This window comes from Butyrivibrio sp. NC2007 (assembly GCF_000421405.1).
Classification (GTDB): Bacteria; Bacillota; Clostridia; order Lachnospirales; family Lachnospiraceae; genus Butyrivibrio.
Genome location: NZ_ATWY01000001.1, coordinates 266,935 through 282,608 on the forward strand (window position 1 = coordinate 266,935; position 15,674 = coordinate 282,608).

Annotated in this window: 12 protein-coding genes; 1 reads left to right on the forward strand and 11 read right to left on the reverse strand. The window is 43.1% G+C overall.

The features are described 5' to 3' along the window. Window positions 1-131 precede the first annotated feature (131 nt). Entirely contained in the window at window positions 132-4,385 is a 4,254-nt protein-coding gene (locus G632_RS0101140; RefSeq protein WP_022767195.1) for a 2-hydroxyacyl-CoA dehydratase, read from the forward strand. 54 nt (window positions 4,386-4,439) lie between these two features. On the opposite strand, the gene G632_RS0101145 is transcribed toward G632_RS0101140, so the two are convergent. The 11 genes from G632_RS0101145 to G632_RS0101195 all read right to left on the reverse strand — a co-directional run bounded on the left by G632_RS0101145 (window position 4,440) and on the right by G632_RS0101195 (window position 15,673). Beyond that, on the reverse strand, window positions 4,440-4,922 hold the full coding sequence (locus G632_RS0101145) for a hypothetical protein (protein ID WP_022767196.1): 483 nt from the start codon (window positions 4,920-4,922) through the stop codon (window positions 4,440-4,442). 64 nt (window positions 4,923-4,986) lie between these two features. Further along, window positions 4,987-5,823 (reverse strand): polysaccharide deacetylase family protein, encoded by an 837-nt coding sequence (locus G632_RS0101150; RefSeq protein ID WP_022767197.1) that lies wholly within the window; start codon window positions 5,821-5,823, stop codon window positions 4,987-4,989. A gap of 11 nt (window positions 5,824-5,834) precedes the next feature. Continuing rightward, complete coding sequence (gene metA, locus G632_RS0101155; protein WP_022767198.1) at window positions 5,835-6,806, reverse strand: homoserine O-acetyltransferase MetA; 972 nt, start codon at window positions 6,804-6,806, stop codon at window positions 5,835-5,837. Between the two features lie 31 nt (window positions 6,807-6,837). Continuing rightward, window positions 6,838-8,859 (reverse strand): NAD-dependent DNA ligase LigA, encoded by a 2,022-nt coding sequence (gene ligA / locus G632_RS0101160; protein ID WP_022767199.1) that lies wholly within the window; start codon window positions 8,857-8,859, stop codon window positions 6,838-6,840. Then, window positions 8,828-9,574 (reverse strand): pseudouridine synthase, encoded by a 747-nt coding sequence (locus G632_RS18450; RefSeq protein WP_022767200.1) that lies wholly within the window; start codon window positions 9,572-9,574, stop codon window positions 8,828-8,830. The genes ligA and G632_RS18450 overlap by 32 nt, the downstream gene beginning before the upstream one ends. 65 nt (window positions 9,575-9,639) lie before the next feature. Continuing rightward, window positions 9,640-10,506 carry an adaptor protein MecA gene (locus G632_RS0101170; protein ID WP_022767201.1) on the reverse strand — a complete coding sequence of 289 codons (867 nt, stop codon included), beginning with the start codon at window positions 10,504-10,506 and terminating at the stop codon, window positions 9,640-9,642. A 72-nt stretch (window positions 10,507-10,578) separates the two neighbouring features. Continuing rightward, window positions 10,579-11,589 carry a hydrogenase expression/formation protein HypE gene (hypE, locus tag G632_RS0101175; RefSeq protein ID WP_022767202.1) on the reverse strand — a complete coding sequence of 337 codons (1,011 nt, stop codon included), beginning with the start codon at window positions 11,587-11,589 and terminating at the stop codon, window positions 10,579-10,581. 1 nt (window position 11,590) lies between these two features. Beyond that, entirely contained in the window at window positions 11,591-12,625 is a 1,035-nt protein-coding gene (gene hypD, locus G632_RS0101180) for a hydrogenase formation protein HypD (RefSeq protein ID WP_022767203.1), read from the reverse strand. 4 nt (window positions 12,626-12,629) lie between these two features. Continuing rightward, on the reverse strand, window positions 12,630-12,854 hold the full coding sequence (locus tag G632_RS0101185) for a HypC/HybG/HupF family hydrogenase formation chaperone (protein ID WP_022767204.1): 225 nt from the start codon (window positions 12,852-12,854) through the stop codon (window positions 12,630-12,632). 9 nt (window positions 12,855-12,863) lie between these two features. After that, complete coding sequence (gene hypF / locus G632_RS0101190; protein ID WP_022767205.1) at window positions 12,864-15,176, reverse strand: carbamoyltransferase HypF; 2,313 nt, start codon at window positions 15,174-15,176, stop codon at window positions 12,864-12,866. After that, window positions 15,173-15,673: a 4Fe-4S binding protein gene (locus G632_RS0101195; RefSeq protein WP_022767206.1), complete on the reverse strand. Its 501-nt coding sequence runs from the start codon at window positions 15,671-15,673 to the stop codon at window positions 15,173-15,175. Before G632_RS0101195 ends, hypF begins: the two co-directional genes overlap by 4 nt. Window position 15,674: the final 1 nt, after the last annotated feature.

The following is a 15,674-nucleotide window of genomic DNA, read 5'->3' on the forward strand; positions in this document are numbered from 1 at the left end:
CCTTCTTTATTCGCCTAATCTATATTATCATATTTTGCACAATTTGTTTTCGTTGATTTTTAACCACTAGTGCATTATAATCATAGTGTTTGTCTTCTGCAACATATAATAAGAAGAAAAAGAGGTATACTATGATTTCCAAGGATTACACATTAGGTATTGATATCGGTTCAACTACCGTTAAGATTGCTCTTTTGGACAATACAAACAATATTGTATTCTCCGATTATAAAAGACATTTCGCAAACATACAGGAAACTCTCAGAGACCTTTTGGTAGAGGCCCAGGAAAAGTGCGGTAACATAACGCTACACCCTGTTATCACCGGATCCGGCGGACTTACACTTGCCAAGCACTTGGAAGTTCCCTTTGTACAAGAGGTTGTTGCTGTATCAACTTCCCTTAAGGCCATTGCTCCCAAAACTGATGTAGCAATTGAGCTTGGTGGTGAGGACGCCAAGATCATCTACTTTGAGGACGGCAATGTTGAGCAGAGAATGAACGGTATCTGCGCCGGAGGTACAGGCTCTTTTATCGACCAGATGGCTTCCCTCCTTCAGACAGATGCAACAGGTCTTAACGATTACGCAAGAAACTACAATTCACTATATACAATAGCAGCAAGATGCGGAGTATTTGCCAAGTCTGACATCCAGCCTCTTATCAATGAAGGTGCTACCAAAGAGGATCTTTCAGCATCCATTTTCCAGGCTGTTGTGAACCAGACCATTTCAGGACTTGCCTGTGGTAAGCCAATCCGCGGACATGTTGCATTCTTAGGTGGTCCTCTCCACTTCCTGGACCAGCTCCGTGCGGCATTTATCAGAACTCTTAATCTTGATGATGAGCATGCAATCAACCTTGATAACTCTCATCTCTTCGCTGCCATCGGTTCTGCCATGAACGCTGAGGAAGAGACTCATTACACCATGGATGAGATGGTTGATAAGCTCTCAGGCAAGATCGTTATGGAAGCCGAAGTTTCAAGACTTGATCCCCTCTTTAGAAATGAAGAGGAATACAAGGTATTTAAGGACCGTCAGGACAAATACCGCGTTAAGACCAGAAAGCTCGAGGGCTACAAAGGCAATGCTTTCCTTGGTATCGACGCAGGTTCAACAACCACCAAATGTGCACTTATAAGTGAGGACGGAGATCTTCTTTACTCCTTCTATTCAAGCAATAACGGAAGTCCTCTTAAGACAGCCATTTCCTCAATTCAGGAGATTTACAAGCTTATGCCCGAGGGCGTAAGGATTGCAAGAGCCTGCTCAACAGGTTATGGTGAGGCTCTTCTTAAGTCTGCTCTTCTTCTTGATGACGGAGAGGTTGAGACAATAGCTCACTACAATGCTGCTGCTTTCTTTGACCCCAAGGTTGACTGCATCCTTGATATCGGTGGTCAGGATATGAAGTGCATCCATATCAAGAACAACTCAGTTGATTCCGTTCAGCTCAACGAAGCTTGCTCTTCAGGCTGCGGATCCTTCATCGAGACCTTTGCCAAGTCCCTTGATTACAGTGTTCAGGACTTCGCCAAGGTTGCTCTTTATGCCAAGTACCCTGTAGATCTCGGAACAAGATGTACAGTATTTATGAATTCACGAGTTAAGCAGGCTCAGAAGGAAGGCGCTGATGTAGCTGATATTTCATCAGGTCTTGCATACTCTGTAATCAAGAATGCTCTCTTTAAGGTTATCAAGGTTTCAGATGCCAAGGACCTTGGTGAGCACATCGTTGTACAGGGCGGAACCTTCTACAACGACGCTGTTCTTCGTGCATTTGAGATCATCTCAGGCGCTGAAGCAATAAGACCTGATATTGCCGGAATCATGGGTGCTTTCGGTGCTGCTCTTATAGCAAGAGAAAGATACGGAGAGACTGAGGATTACAAGACAACAATGCTCTCCATCGATCAGATCAACAGCCTTCAGTATTCAACCAGCATGACTACCTGCCAGGGTTGCACAAACCACTGCAGACTTACAATCAATAAGTTCACAGGTGGTCGTCAACACATATCAGGTAACAGATGTGAAAGAGGAATCGGTAAGGTCAAGAACGCCGAGGGTATTCCTAACCTCTTTGACTACAAGTATAAGAGACTCTTTGGCTATGAGCCTCTTGAAGCAGATAAGGCAACAAGAGGAACTGTTGGTATTCCAAGAGTACTTAACTTCTATGAAAACTATCCATTCTGGTTCACTTTCTTTACAAAGCTTGGATTCAGAGTTGTTCTCTCACCCAGATCAACTCATCAGATCTATGAGCTCGGTATTGAGTCAATCCCAAGTGAGTCAGAATGCTATCCTGCAAAGATCTCACACGGACATGTGGAATGGCTTATCAGGCAGAATGTTGACTTCATCTTCTATCCCGGCCTTTTCTATGAGCGTGAAGAGGTAGAAGGCGCAACCAACCATTATAACTGCCCTATTGTTACATCATATTCAGAGAACATTAAGAATAACGTTGAGGCCATTACAGGCGGCAAGATCAAGCTCAGAAACCCATTCATGGCTTTTACAAATATCGAGACTGTAACTGATGCTCTTGTAAAAGAGTTTAAAGAAATTCCCGCCGAGCAGGTTATTAATGCTGCAAAAGACGGATGGGAAGAAATGGCCATCGCAAGAAAAGACATCCAGATCAAGGGTGAAGAGACCCTTAAATGGATGGAAGAAAATAACAGACACGGTATTGTTCTTGCCGGTCGTCCTTACCACATCGACCCTGAGATCAACCATGGTATTCCGGATATGATCTGCTCTTACGGTGTTGCTGTACTTACCGAGGATAGTGTATCTCACCTTGGCAAACCCGAGAGACCTCTTATCGTATCAGACCAGTGGATGTACCACTCACGACTCTATGCAGCAGCAAGCTACGTCAGAGAGCGCGACGACCTTGATCTTATACAGCTCAACTCCTTCGGATGCGGACTTGATGCAGTTACAACAGATCAGGTAAACGATATACTTTCAGGTTCAGATAAGATCTACACCTGCCTCAAGATTGATGAGGTAAACAGCCTTGGAAGTGCAAGGATCCGTGTTCGTTCACTACTTGCAGCCATCCGTGTAAGAAAGCAGAAAAACCAGAAGAGAACCATCAGATCAACAGCCAATAACAGAGTGCTCTTCACAGAGGAAATGAGAAAGAATTACACTCTTCTCTGCCCTCAGATGTCACCTATTCACTTTGACATCTTAGAGCCTGCATTTGCAGCCTGCGGTTATAACTTCGTTGTTATGCAAAACGACAACAGGCATGCTATTGATATGGGTCTTAAATATGTTAATAACGATGCCTGCTACCCTTCACTTTGGGTTGTAGGTCAGATCATGGATGAACTTCATTCAGGTAAATACGACCTTAACAGAACTGCTGTCATCATGTCTCAGACAGGTGGCGGATGCAGAGCTACCAATTACGTTGGCTTTATCAGAAGAGCTCTTAAAAAAGCCGGCATGGAGCAGATTCCTGTAGTATCTCTTAACCTCTCCAAGTTAGAGGCTAATCCGGGCTTCCATATCAATGCCGAGATGCTTCAGAGAGCCGCTTACGGCGCTATATTCGGTGATGTGTTCATGAGATGCGTATATCGTATGCGTCCTTACGAGAAGGTCAAGGGATCAGTAAATGCCTGCCATGAGAAGTGGAAAAAGGTTGCGATTGAATTCGTAACTTCCAAGCATATGAGCTATACAAAGTTCCAGAAGATCTGTCGCGAAATCGTAGAAGACTTCGATAAGATCGAGCTTACAGATGAGATTAAGCCAAGAGTTGGTGTAGTCGGCGAAATTCTTGTTAAGTTTGCTCCTGCAGCCAACAACCACCTTGTAGAGCTTCTTGAGTCAGAAGGTGCTGAAGCCGTTGTTCCTGACCTTATCGACTTTATGCTCTACTGCTTCTACAATCAGATATATAAGGCAAAAGAGCTTGGAACATCCAAGAAGACTGCTCTTGTTATGCGAGGTGCTATCTGGCTTATTGAAAAGCTCAGAGTCGGTGCTACAAAAGCATTTAAAAAGAGTGTACATTTCGATCCGCCTACAAGTATCTATGAACTTGTTAAGTATGCAGAACCTATCGTATCCATCGGTAACCAGACCGGTGAAGGTTGGTTCCTTACAGGAGAAATGGTAGAGCTTATACATGAAGGAGCAACCAATATCGTCTGCACACAGCCTTTTGGATGCCTTCCAAACCACGTTGTTGGTAAAGGTGTTATCAAGCAGATGCGCCATATGTATCCCGGCTGCAATATTGTTGCCATCGACTACGATCCGGGAGCATCAGAGGTTAACCAGCTTAACAGAATTAAGCTTATGCTCTCAACCGCACAGAAGAAAGTTCAGGAAGAACACAAGAAAGTAGTTTGATATAAAGACATAAAATAATGCCACGGCAAACGCCGTGGCATTTTATTTACGTATTTATTTAAGTTTTGCTTTTAATCTCTCGATTGCATCCTCATGCCTCTGTATTGCATAGGTTGCAGACTTGATCTTCAGCTCTGTAGATATCTTCTTTTCATGAATGTCGTTACATTTCTGATAATAATCAAGAATCGACTCATCCTCAACTTCAAGGAACTTGTTAGCAATACATCCCGGGAGGACGAATTTCTTAACAACGTCTGCAAACTTAACCTCAATATACTTACCATCCTGCTTGGTTATCACACCTTCGCCGAACTTCTTGTGGTTAACTTTCATCTTAAGGGCAGATTTCTCACCAAGAGCCTGCTCCTCTTTTTCAAGGGCAGCAAGTTCTGAATCAAGTTCTGACTGAGAAGCTGTCAGTTCCTCAATCTGTCTTGTATTCTCCTCAAGCATTTCCTTGGTCTTTTTGGTAGGTTTTTTCTTAAAATCCGTAGAATTTACGTTTGCATCTTCGTTTTCAAGATTTAGAGGCATAAGCATTCTCCTTGAAGAAAAATTATCGACTTAACATATTTATTTTAACTTATTTAAATACAAATTACAACTCCGTGGTCTTTCCTCCCTTAAGCTCAATTGACTTTTTATCAACTTCGATCCAGACACTTTTTGCATTTGGATTATATGCGAAAGTCCCGTCAACAGCGACTTGTACGCGGCTTGCAGCATCGAGGTAATCGACAATCTCTATGTTGGTTGCGTACCATATATCCGATTTGTTTTCTATTTTTTTAGAAAACTTTTCGATAATCTTCCAATTATCATCTCTCTCAAATTCGTAACTGTGTCCCCAGAGATAAAACATATACTGATACTGGGTTTTATGATTTTTGATAAACTCCTTGCAAAGATCTTCCAGTGAACTGTCAGCATGATGACAGGTAGGATTCCATCTTAGGAAATCTTCCGGTATTCCAAAACCGTGTGTTGAAGTTACCGTTCTTCCGTATCTTATACCACATGCTTTAAGAGCATTTACAACATTATCATCAACAGAACCGTTTGGATAAGCAAGACCTCTTACCGTGTAGCCCATAATCTTCTCTAAAGCTCTTCTGTCCTCGATGACTTGAAGAACCATCTGCTCTTTTGGCGATCTTGCAATTGTCGGATGCGTCACTGTATGGCAGGCAACTTCATGTCCTTTGTAAAGCTTTTTATATTCATCACAGGGAATTCTCTCGTCATAGGCATTCTTGAACTTGATCTTCTCAAGTCCTGAGTTGAGATTAAAAGTGCCTCTTATACCGTGTTCATTTAGAATATCCAAGAGTCTTTTATCAGGTATCTTACCGTCATCGTAGGAAAGAGTAAGTACCTTGTGCTTTCCTTCCGGAAACTGAGTATATATGTTGCGGAGCTTTTTTGAAGCAGCCATCGTAGTTCTCCTTATTTGTTTATCTTCTGTGTAAGACCGTGTTTGGCCAGGGATCTCTTTTCCTCATCCAGGATCTGTCCCCATTTGTATGGAGTGTTCTGATATACATAGTAGTTGAGCCAGTTGGTATAAAGGTTATTTGCATGACCTCTCCATACAAGATCAGGCTTATTGTCAGGGTTGTTATCCGGATAATAATTAACAGGAGGCTGGATCGGAAGCCCCTTTGATAAGTCTCTCTTGTACTCGGAATCAAGAGTGAGCCTGTCATACTCTGCATGTCCCATAGCAAATATCTGGCTTCCTGCCTTGTTCATGCAAAGGAATACTCCGGCTGCCGGAGACTCAGCAAGGACAACCAGATCGTCACAGGCATGGATCTTATCAGCCGGTGTCTCAGTATGTCTTGAATGAGGCATATAAAAGACATCATCAAAGCCCCTTACAAGAGGTACCTTTCGGTTCATTACTCTGTGCTGGTATACTCCGAATCTCTTTTCAGGCAATGGCTCTTTATCAATTCCGTAGTGATAGTAAATTCCTGCCTGAGCTCCCCAGCAGATGTGGAAGGTGCTGGTTACATTTACCTTGGACCACTCAAAAACTCTGCAGAGCTCGTCCCAGTAATCAACTTCTTCAAACTTCATCTGTTCTACAGGCGCTCCGGTGATAATAAGACCATCGTATGTGTTTTCCTTAAGCTCATCAAAGGTATGATAAAACCTGTCCAGATGGTTGGGTGATGTATTTGTGGAGTGATGTGAGCTCATCTGCATGAAGGATACATCAATCTGAAGAGGAGTATTAGACAGGGACCTAAGGAGCTGAAGCTCTGTATCTTCCTTTAGTGGCATCAGATTGAGGATACATATCTGGAGAGATCTGATATCCTGGTGCATAGCCCTGTTCTCATCTACTACGAATATATTCTCCTTTTCAAGTATGTCTCTGACAGGTAGATCATTTTTTACTTTGATTGGCATCTTGCTTATCTCCTTGATGTAATAATAGCTTTTATTTTAGCATATTAAGAAACTCAGCTTCATCTATGACCTTTATTCCAAGTTCATTTGCCTTAGTCAGCTTACTTCCGGCTGCTTCTCCGGCAAGCACCAGAGAAGTTTTCTTTGAAACGCTTCCGGATGCCTTTCCGCCGTTCTTGACTATGAGCTCTTCCGCTTCCTTTCTGCCAAGAGTAGGAAGTGTACCTGTGACAACGATGGTCATTCCTGCAAGCTTGTCGGAAGCATCAGCGTCTTTTATCGCCTTCATATTAAGGCCAAGGCTCTTCATTTCTTCAATTATAGCCGTATTCTTCTCATCATGGAAGAATTCATACAGATCCTGAGCTGTTGTCTGTCCGATGTCAGGAAGGCTCATAAAGCCATCAACAGTAACTCTCTCCAAGTCTGAGAGATCATCAAAGTGCTTCATTATCTCTCTGGCAGTGGATTTGCCGACATTTCTGATGGCAAGTCCTGTAAGGAGCCTCACGGGATCATTTTCTTTTGATTTTTCTATCTCTGCAAGGAGCTTATCCGTATTCTTCTCTTTTCCGATAAGTCCTTTTTCTATGAGCTCATCTCTGTGGTCTCTTAAATGATAAATATCAGCGTAGCTCTTAAGATAACCTTCACTTACAAGAGCATCTATAAGAGTATCTCCAAGTCCCATGATGTTCATTGCATCTCTTGATACAAAGTATGCAATGGTCCTTGTTACCTGCGCCGGGCAGTTGGGATTGATGCATCTGATATCTGCTGTATCTTCTTCTCTTACAAGATGGCTTCCGCATACAGGGCAGGTCTTAGGTGCCTCAAATACTACTGAAGGCTCCTTGACACATCCGTTAAGCTTCGGAATGATTTCTCCGCTCTTAAAGAGCTTGTAATGACCGCCAATACCTATCTTCATATCTGTGATGTAGTCCTGATTATGGAGAGTCGCCCTTGATACACTGGTTCCGCAGAGCCTTGCAGGCTTACCTGTCTCGGCGTCGTGAAAGCTTCCTGTAAATGTGAGCTTACCTGTTCTTCCGACATCAACCAGTATCTCATCCATCTCAATAACTCTCTCTTCAGGAGGATACTTATATGCAATGTGTCCGCTTGAATACTTGGAACCTGCAGGGAAATCATCTCTCCAGGCTGTGTTATCCACCTTGACTACAGCTCCGTCAAGGTCGAAATCCAGATCATTTCTCATCTCTCCTATGATGTTTATTGCATCAATTACTTCTTCTGCGCTTTCGCAGGCCTTGTGAAATACGCATCTTACACCGGCCTTTTCAAGGATTTCCATACCTTTTACGTGAGATGCTTTTATCTCATCAGGACCGTCCTGAACGTTAAACACAAACATCTTAAGGCCACGGCTTCTTGTAACTTCCGGATCGAGCTGACGAAGAGTTCCTGCAGCGAGGTTTCTTGGATTTGCAGCCAGCTTTTTACCTGCTTTTTCCTGCTCCTCATTAAAGGCCTCAAAATCATCATGGGACATATATACTTCTCCCCTGAGTTCCAGATACTCATAGGGAAGGTCCAGTGTCTTTTTCACATCAGGGATTACAAGGGCATTGGCTGTGACATCCTCGCCGATAAGGCCGTCTCCTCTGGTCTCTGCCATAGTCAGGTGAAGCTTACCATCACTTTCATCCCTGTTATAGCGCAGCGACATACTAAGGCCGTCAATCTTCTGCTCAACGGAAAACACAGCTCCGGGGTGCCTTCCATGCACCTTGTTTACAAAAGCAGCTACATCACCAGTATTAAAAACATCTTCAATTGATAGCATCGGAACGTTGTGAGTTATCTTGACACCGGCTTCTCTCTTTGCTGTTCCACCGATGATCTGACTGGGAGAATCCTTTGTAACGAGCTCCGGATTCTCTCTTTCTATGGCCTTAAGCCTTTGCATGAGCTGATCGTACTCATAGTCTGAAATCTCAGGTGTATCCTGATTATAGTAGAGGTCCATATGGTGCTTTATGGTTTTTACAAGCTCCTCATACTCCCTTTTTATCTCTTCTGTTGCCATTTTTCTCCCCCAATTTTGTATCTCTGTATAATTTTGCCACTTCTTCATCCGTAAGGCTCTCATACTCCCCGGCCTTAAGGTTATGGTTCTTAAGTTCAACGCACATTACGCGAATTCTTTTAAGGCTCACAACTTCAAAGCCCAGTTCGTGACACATTCGCCTTATCTGCCTGTTAAGCCCCTGTGTCAGTATTATGTTAAAAGATCTTGTTCCTGTCCGTTTAACTGTGCAAGGCCTTGTTGTCCTGTCCAGGTCCCTTAAATATACACCAAGAGACATTTTCTTTAAAAAGTCGCCGTTTATGTTTTTGTTAACTGTAACTTCATACTCTTTTTCATGCTTGTTTGAGCCCTTCATCATAGCCTGGATAAGGTCTCCGTCGTCTGTCATGATAAGAAGTCCTTCGCTTTCCTTATCAAGCCTACCGGCATAAGTTACTCTGTCTGAAAACCCAAGGTCATCAATGACGGTCTTCTCCGCATGGGAATCCCTGGTGGTGCATACAACTCCCACAGGCTTATAGTAGGCAAGGTAACTGTGTTTCTCCTTGGCTTCTATTACTGTCCCATCAAGACAGACTGTATCCGTTTCAGATACATCCAATCCGGGTGAGGGAAGCTCTCCATTGACCGTGATTCTTCCCTCAGCTATTAACTTGTCAGCTTCTCTTCTGGAGCAAACTCCGCAGGAAGAAATGTACTTGTTAAGTCTCATGGATCATCTGCCCTACAAATAAAAAAGGAACGGCATTTTTCTTTGCCGTTCCTCTATGATCTTCGTCACATATCAAGTGATGCCATTTCACCAATTGCATTACATTTGATGATGCAATCGTAATTCTCTTTTATGTGTGCAATTACATTAAGGTTACTAGCTTGAAAATGTCCAAATTCGTATGCCATTGTAAACAGTGATGCAAATACCTTGGCTTCTTCACCCTGTCTTAAGAGATCAAGATAATATTTGCCGTTTACAGAGTTCTTGTACAAGCTGCTGGAAATTCTCAGCCCCTTTGGTGCCTTCTTGCAGAATTTGATAACTGTGTTAAGATCATCAAATTCAAAGATGTACTCGTGGAATTTGAGCCTTCTTTGATTCTTTTCCTCATCAGAAAGCTCTTTCTTCCTGCCTGCAGGTGTTGAAATCTTGTCAGCCTTTTCCTTGGCGCTCTCTACGGTAGCATTGCCATTTACGGTGAACTTCTTATCATCTTTTGCATCGCTATCTTCGCTCATCATATCCTTAACCGAATTGGTGAGCTGCTTAAGACTCTTAAGATACTCATTAAGCCTGTTTATGCGATCCTCAGAAGCACTGTCCCCGATATCCTCAAGGACGTTCTTGGGAATCTGTATTCCGGCTTTCTCGGTGAGGTTCTTAAGTATCTCGCTAAAGGATGCCGAAGCATTTTCTGAAAGTGTAAGGGAAATTGAATGATCCGGAAGAACCGTTATCTGCATCGGCATGAATGCGCCTGTAGGCTTATAATCAACCTCTTCCTCTGCCTTCTTCATGACTTCATGTAAAAAGTCCATGGCCTCTTTCTTCTTCTCGAAGAGATCCTCAAGCTTTATTCCCTGTTCAAACATATCATCTTCAGTGATGATGCATGTTACTGTATCTTTATTAATTCTCTTAAATTCCATATTTTACCCTGATCTTTAATTAGTACAAAACAAAAAACCACTAAAAATCTTATGAATTGTATAATACCACATCTAGCAGATTCTTGGAAGTCCTTCCCCATACATAGGCCCAACCACGCGCTTTCCGCCTATTTTTGTCCTGACAAAGACTCCGATGTCGCCACTATTTATATCGGCTTTTTTTACTGATCCGATTACCTTTGCATTTTCACCGTAACGAGACTGCTTTATGAGTAAAAGAGCTTTCTCCGCATCCTCCTCGTGGACAGACAATACCATCTTGCCCTCATTGCCCATGTATATAGGGTCAAGGCCAAGGATTCCGCAAAAGTCTTTAACTGCAGGTGATACGGGAAGGTCTGTCTCTACAAGCTCTATGCTGCACTCAGAAGCTGAAGCAAACTCGTTAAGAACCGTACCAAGACCTCCTCTTGTAACATCTCTCATGGCATGAACCCTTACGCCTTCGTTTAAGAGTTTACCAACCATCTCAGTTAGTGGTGCATTATCTGACTCAATGTTAGATTCAATACCCATACGTTTTCCGAGAATAGCCGCGTGATGGTCGCCAAGATTGCCTGAAATTATGATCTTATCACTATCCTGAAGCTTAAAAGGTCCCGGTACATCAAGATCATCAGGTATAAAGCCAACTCCCGAAGTGTTGATGATAAGTCCGCCTTCTCCACCTCTGTTTTCTATTACCTTGGTATCTCCTGTGACAACGACAACGCCAGCCTCCCTGGCAGTTTCAGCCATTGATGCTATAACTCTGTCAAGAAGATCTATATCAAGCCCCTCCTCGAGAATGCATCCGCAGGTGATATACTTGGGAACTGCTCCGCTCATAAGAAGGTCATTGACAGTTCCGCAAACACAGAGCCTTCCGATGTCTCCACCCGGAAATTCAAGCGGAGTTACAACAAAAGAGTCTGTTGTTACAGCAAGTTTACCTGCTCCGGGAACTACAGCTGAGTCCTCGAGTTTGGACAGATACTCATTATTAAAATGCTTGGCAAATACTTCTGATATAAGTTTTGAAGTGGACTCTCCACCACTTCCGTGAGCCATTGTTATCTTCAAGTTAACGTCTCCCTGAAATATAGTAGTTATAGCAGCTTCCTTCTGTGGAAACCATGCATGCGCCGTGAGCATTGTCCGGCGTACAGCTCTTTCCGAATAAAGGACACTGATTTGGTGTTATCTTGCCTACAAGAACCTTCTCGCAAGAGCATCCCGGTGGCATGTGGTCTTCATCAAGGCCAAAGCTTCCTGCATCAAAGTCCTTGTACTCCTGCCTTAAAATCATTCCTGAGCCTTCAATTTTGCCCATTCCACGCCAGGATGAATCAGACTTCTCAAAGTACTTATCAACGCAGGATTTGGCCATTTCATTGCCAGTTGGAGTAACAACCTGTTTATAGAGGTTTTTAAATCCGCCCTTCCCCTTCATTTTTACCAGAGCATAAATGGTAAGGAGGAGTTGTTCTCCCTCAAAGCCCGATACAACAAAGGGAATCCCAAGCTCTTTTGCCAGATCCTTAAATATCTCTTCGCCGGTAACAGCTGCCACGTGTCCCGGTGCTATAAAGCCATCGATACCTCCGCCATTTTTTACAACCCATCGGATTACCTGAGGCATTGTCTTAAGTGAAGTTAAGAGCTTTAGATTGGTTACGTGTTCTTCAATAGCCTTCTCAATAACTCTTCCGTAAACAGGTGTCGTTGTCTCAAATCCTATAGCTGCAAAGACATAATTTGTCGAAGGGTTTTCTTTTGCAATTGCAATCGAATCCATAGGCGAATAGAGCATCCTTACGTTTGCCCCCTCTGCCTTGGCATCGGATAGTGACATCTTACTGCCCTTAACCCTGATAAGGTCTCCGAAAGTGAGCACACAGGTGTTCTCAGAAAGAGAAAGCTCTACAAGCCTGTCTATCACTGCTGTTACAGTAACACACACAGGACATCCCGGGCCTGATATCAGCTTGATCTTAGGTGATAACATGGAAGGAATACCGTTTTCGGAGATTGCTGCAGTATGTGTTCCGCAGACTTCCATGATCCTCACTTCTTCACCATCGTAATTCTTTAGCTCTTCAATTACTCTTTGTAACATGTTATCAGCCGCCAACGCCTATATCCTCGATTTCTTTAAACATCTCTTCAAGCTCGTCCGCCATGGAATCGTCCATGGTCTGAATGATACAGCCTGCGTGAACCAGGACTCTGTCACCAACCTTGACATCAACAAGTCCGGCCTCGGCAGTTACGATATTTCCGCTAAAGTCCACAGTGGCTTTAGTTCCGTCCATCTTAATTACTTTTCCGGGTAATGCTACGCACATATAATACTCCTATTTATCTGTTCCCTTGAGCATTGCGTAATACGCCTGACCAAGGGATATACCTCCGTCACCCAGAGGCACCTTTTTGTTCCAATACACTTTAAAGCTAAGATTACTTAGAGCCTCTGCAGACTTGCCAAGAATTATCCTGTTATTGAAAACTCCGCCTGAAAGGCAAACAGTATTGATTCCTATCTCATCTCTAAGCTCTTCAAATGCTTCTTTTATCATTTTTACTATTGCCATATGAAAACCGTAAGCTATGGCTTTTGCATCATAAGCTTTAGTATTATAACACATGTATATATCTTTAAATAAGCCTATCTGGTCAAAGACTAACTCGCCGCCTTCGTTTTCCATCTTAAACTCAAACTCCGGATAAGCTCCATTATCTTCTTCCACAAAGCTATGGGCATATTTCTCAAGATTAACTGCACACTCACCCTCATAGGTATTGTAAGAACATATCTCCAAAAGAGCTGCTACAGCATCAAAAAGCCTTCCCATACTGGAGGATTTAAAACTTCCTGCTCCAATCTTCTGGGCTGCCATCATCATCTTAATTTTGCTGTCCATTAAAACTCTCTTATCATCAAGAAGTCCCAAGCTTATACATTCACCAATATAACAGCTCATGGTCTGAACAGCATCTTTGGAGGCCTTATCTCCGCCCACAAGATTTACATATGAGAGATGCCCCATTCTGATCGGATCATCACTTTTTATCCTGATAAACTCACCGCCCCAGATTGCACCGTCAAGTCCGTATCCTGTTCCGTCAAAGGCAGCACCAAGTGCTTCATTTATGCCGTTTTCAGCCATTACGGAATATATATGTGCAAAGTGATGTTGAAGCTTAAGCTGTTTAAGCTTCATCTTATCAGCCATATAGGATGATGCATAAAGCGGATGAAGGTCACTTACCACCACTGTCGGCTCAAGCTCAAAGAGCTCTTCGTAGTGTCTTTTTACCCCATTCCAGAAGTCCATGCTATAGGTATCATTATTAAGATCTGAAATGTAATGCGTTGTAAGGATTCTGTCCTTTTTAGCAAATGATATCGTGTTCTTCAGATCGCCGCCTGTTGCAAGGATACATTCTTTGTTTTGAACAAAAGAGCTGTCTCCTTCTATTACAAAAGGAAGCGGAGCATAGCCTCTTGCCCTTCTGATAAACTGAGCTGATTCTCCGGATCTGCTATCTATCGTAAATACTACAGAATCATCCTGGGCTATGTTTATCTCCCTGTCATGGTAAAGGATTCCGGCGATTTCACCAAGAAAAGTCTTCTCAAAAAGGTCATCTTTAAAAATGATCGGAGAATCAGACTTATTTCCACTGCTCACAATAAGAGGTCCGACTTCGTCACATAAAATCCTGTGTATTCCGGCAGATGGCAGAAACGCTCCTATATATCTGCTTCCCTTATCAACCTCGAAGGGAAAGTCTGTTTTCTTTGTCAAAAGAACTATGGGCCGTTCTGAAGATTCTAACAGTTCCTTCTCAAGCGGGCTTATATGAGCTGCCTTAGATGCAGCTTCTTCATCAGAAAACATTACAGCAAAAGGCTTATTCTCCCTGCCCTTAATCTTCCTGAGTTCAAGTGCTGCACTTTCTGTGGGGATGCATACAAGCTGATAGCCGGACACTCCCTTAAGTCCGATTATTCTACCATTTTTAAGCTCCGCAACCGCTCTTTCAATCGCCTCTTCTTTTTGAAGTTCCTGCGTTTTTCCGTTATCATCGGTAAACAAAAACTTCATCTGAGGTCCGCAGTCGTGACATGATATGGTCTGAGCATAGTGTCTTCTGCCATTTGAGTATTCATCAAGGCACTTTGGACACATCTCAAACTTGTCCATCGTAGTTGTTTCCCTGTCATAAGGGAGTCTGTTTATTATGCTGAATCTCGGTCCGCAAACAGCACAGCTTATTAGCGGATGAGCATATCTTCTGTTCTTCTTATCAAGAAGTTCATCCATGCAATCCCTGCAGATACCGATATCGGGAAGAAAAACAGGAATCTCCTCTGAAAGATTAAGCTCTTTACTCTCGATGATAGAAAAGTCATCGGGAACTTCCAAAGAAGTATCTGCCTCTTTTTCGGTTACAGACAAAATGTAGGCGCCAAGTGGCATTTCATTTCTGAGCAGACAAACAAAAGAGGCAATATCTGCTTCTTTACCGGATATAAGTATCTCAACAGCTGCCCCTATGTTCTTCACGTTGCCTTTTAAGCCGTATTTAGTTGCCCACTTAGCAATAAAGGGGCGATATCCAACACCCTGAACCGCCCCTTTAACTGTTATTATTTTTGTCATCCTTTGTTTTCTGCAGGCGCTTCCTGCTTAGGTGCCTGAGCCGGTGCTGCCGGAGCAGGTGCGGGAGCATTTCCCTGTGCCTGTGCCTGAGCTGCCTTAGCAGCAGCTGCAGCAGCTGCTCTTTCCTTAGCTGCCTTCATAAGAGCTTCCTGAGCAGCTATAGCCTTCTCAGACTGCTTGAAGGTCTTGGTAACCTTTTCTGATCCGGGTTCCTGGAATCTAAGTCCCATGGAAAGTGATTTCTTAGGACAGTTATCAACACAGCATCTGCACTGGATGCAGCTCATAGGTCTGATGGACCAGGTCTTTTCTGCCTTATCTACAGTAATAGCGTGTGTAGGACATTTAATTGAACATAATCCGCAGAGGATGCAAAGGTCCATATCGTTCTCAACATGTCCTCTTGTTCCTTCCGGGTACTCTTTTTCTACCTTTCTTGTCTTAGGCTTTGAAAAGAGATTATGAAGTACTGTTTTATTGAAACTTACAATTGCCATT

Excerpts from the sequence above, each read along its gene's own strand:
- G632_RS18450 (WP_022767200.1), bottom strand. The coding sequence starts at position 9,574 with ATGAGACTTAACAAGTACATTTCTTCCTGCGGAGTTTGCTCCAGAAGA.
- G632_RS0101170 (WP_022767201.1), bottom strand. The coding sequence starts at position 10,506 with ATGGAATTTAAGAGAATTAATAAAGATACAGTAACATGCATCATCACT.
- G632_RS0101195 (WP_022767206.1), bottom strand. The coding sequence starts at position 15,673 with ATGGCAATTGTAAGTTTCAATAAAACAGTACTTCATAATCTCTTTTCA.
- G632_RS0101140 (WP_022767195.1), top strand. The coding sequence starts at position 132 with ATGATTTCCAAGGATTACACATTAGGTATTGATATCGGTTCAACTACC.
- metA (WP_022767198.1), bottom strand. The coding sequence starts at position 6,806 with ATGCCAATCAAAGTAAAAAATGATCTACCTGTCAGAGACATACTTGAA.
- G632_RS0101145 (WP_022767196.1), bottom strand. The coding sequence starts at position 4,922 with ATGCCTCTAAATCTTGAAAACGAAGATGCAAACGTAAATTCTACGGAT.
- hypD (WP_022767203.1), bottom strand. The coding sequence starts at position 12,625 with ATGTTACAAAGAGTAATTGAAGAGCTAAAGAATTACGATGGTGAAGAA.
- G632_RS0101185 (WP_022767204.1), bottom strand. The coding sequence starts at position 12,854 with ATGTGCGTAGCATTACCCGGAAAAGTAATTAAGATGGACGGAACTAAA.
- hypF (WP_022767205.1), bottom strand. The coding sequence starts at position 15,176 with ATGACAAAAATAATAACAGTTAAAGGGGCGGTTCAGGGTGTTGGATAT.
- G632_RS0101150 (WP_022767197.1), bottom strand. The coding sequence starts at position 5,823 with ATGGCTGCTTCAAAAAAGCTCCGCAACATATATACTCAGTTTCCGGAA.
- ligA (WP_022767199.1), bottom strand. The coding sequence starts at position 8,859 with ATGGCAACAGAAGAGATAAAAAGGGAGTATGAGGAGCTTGTAAAAACC.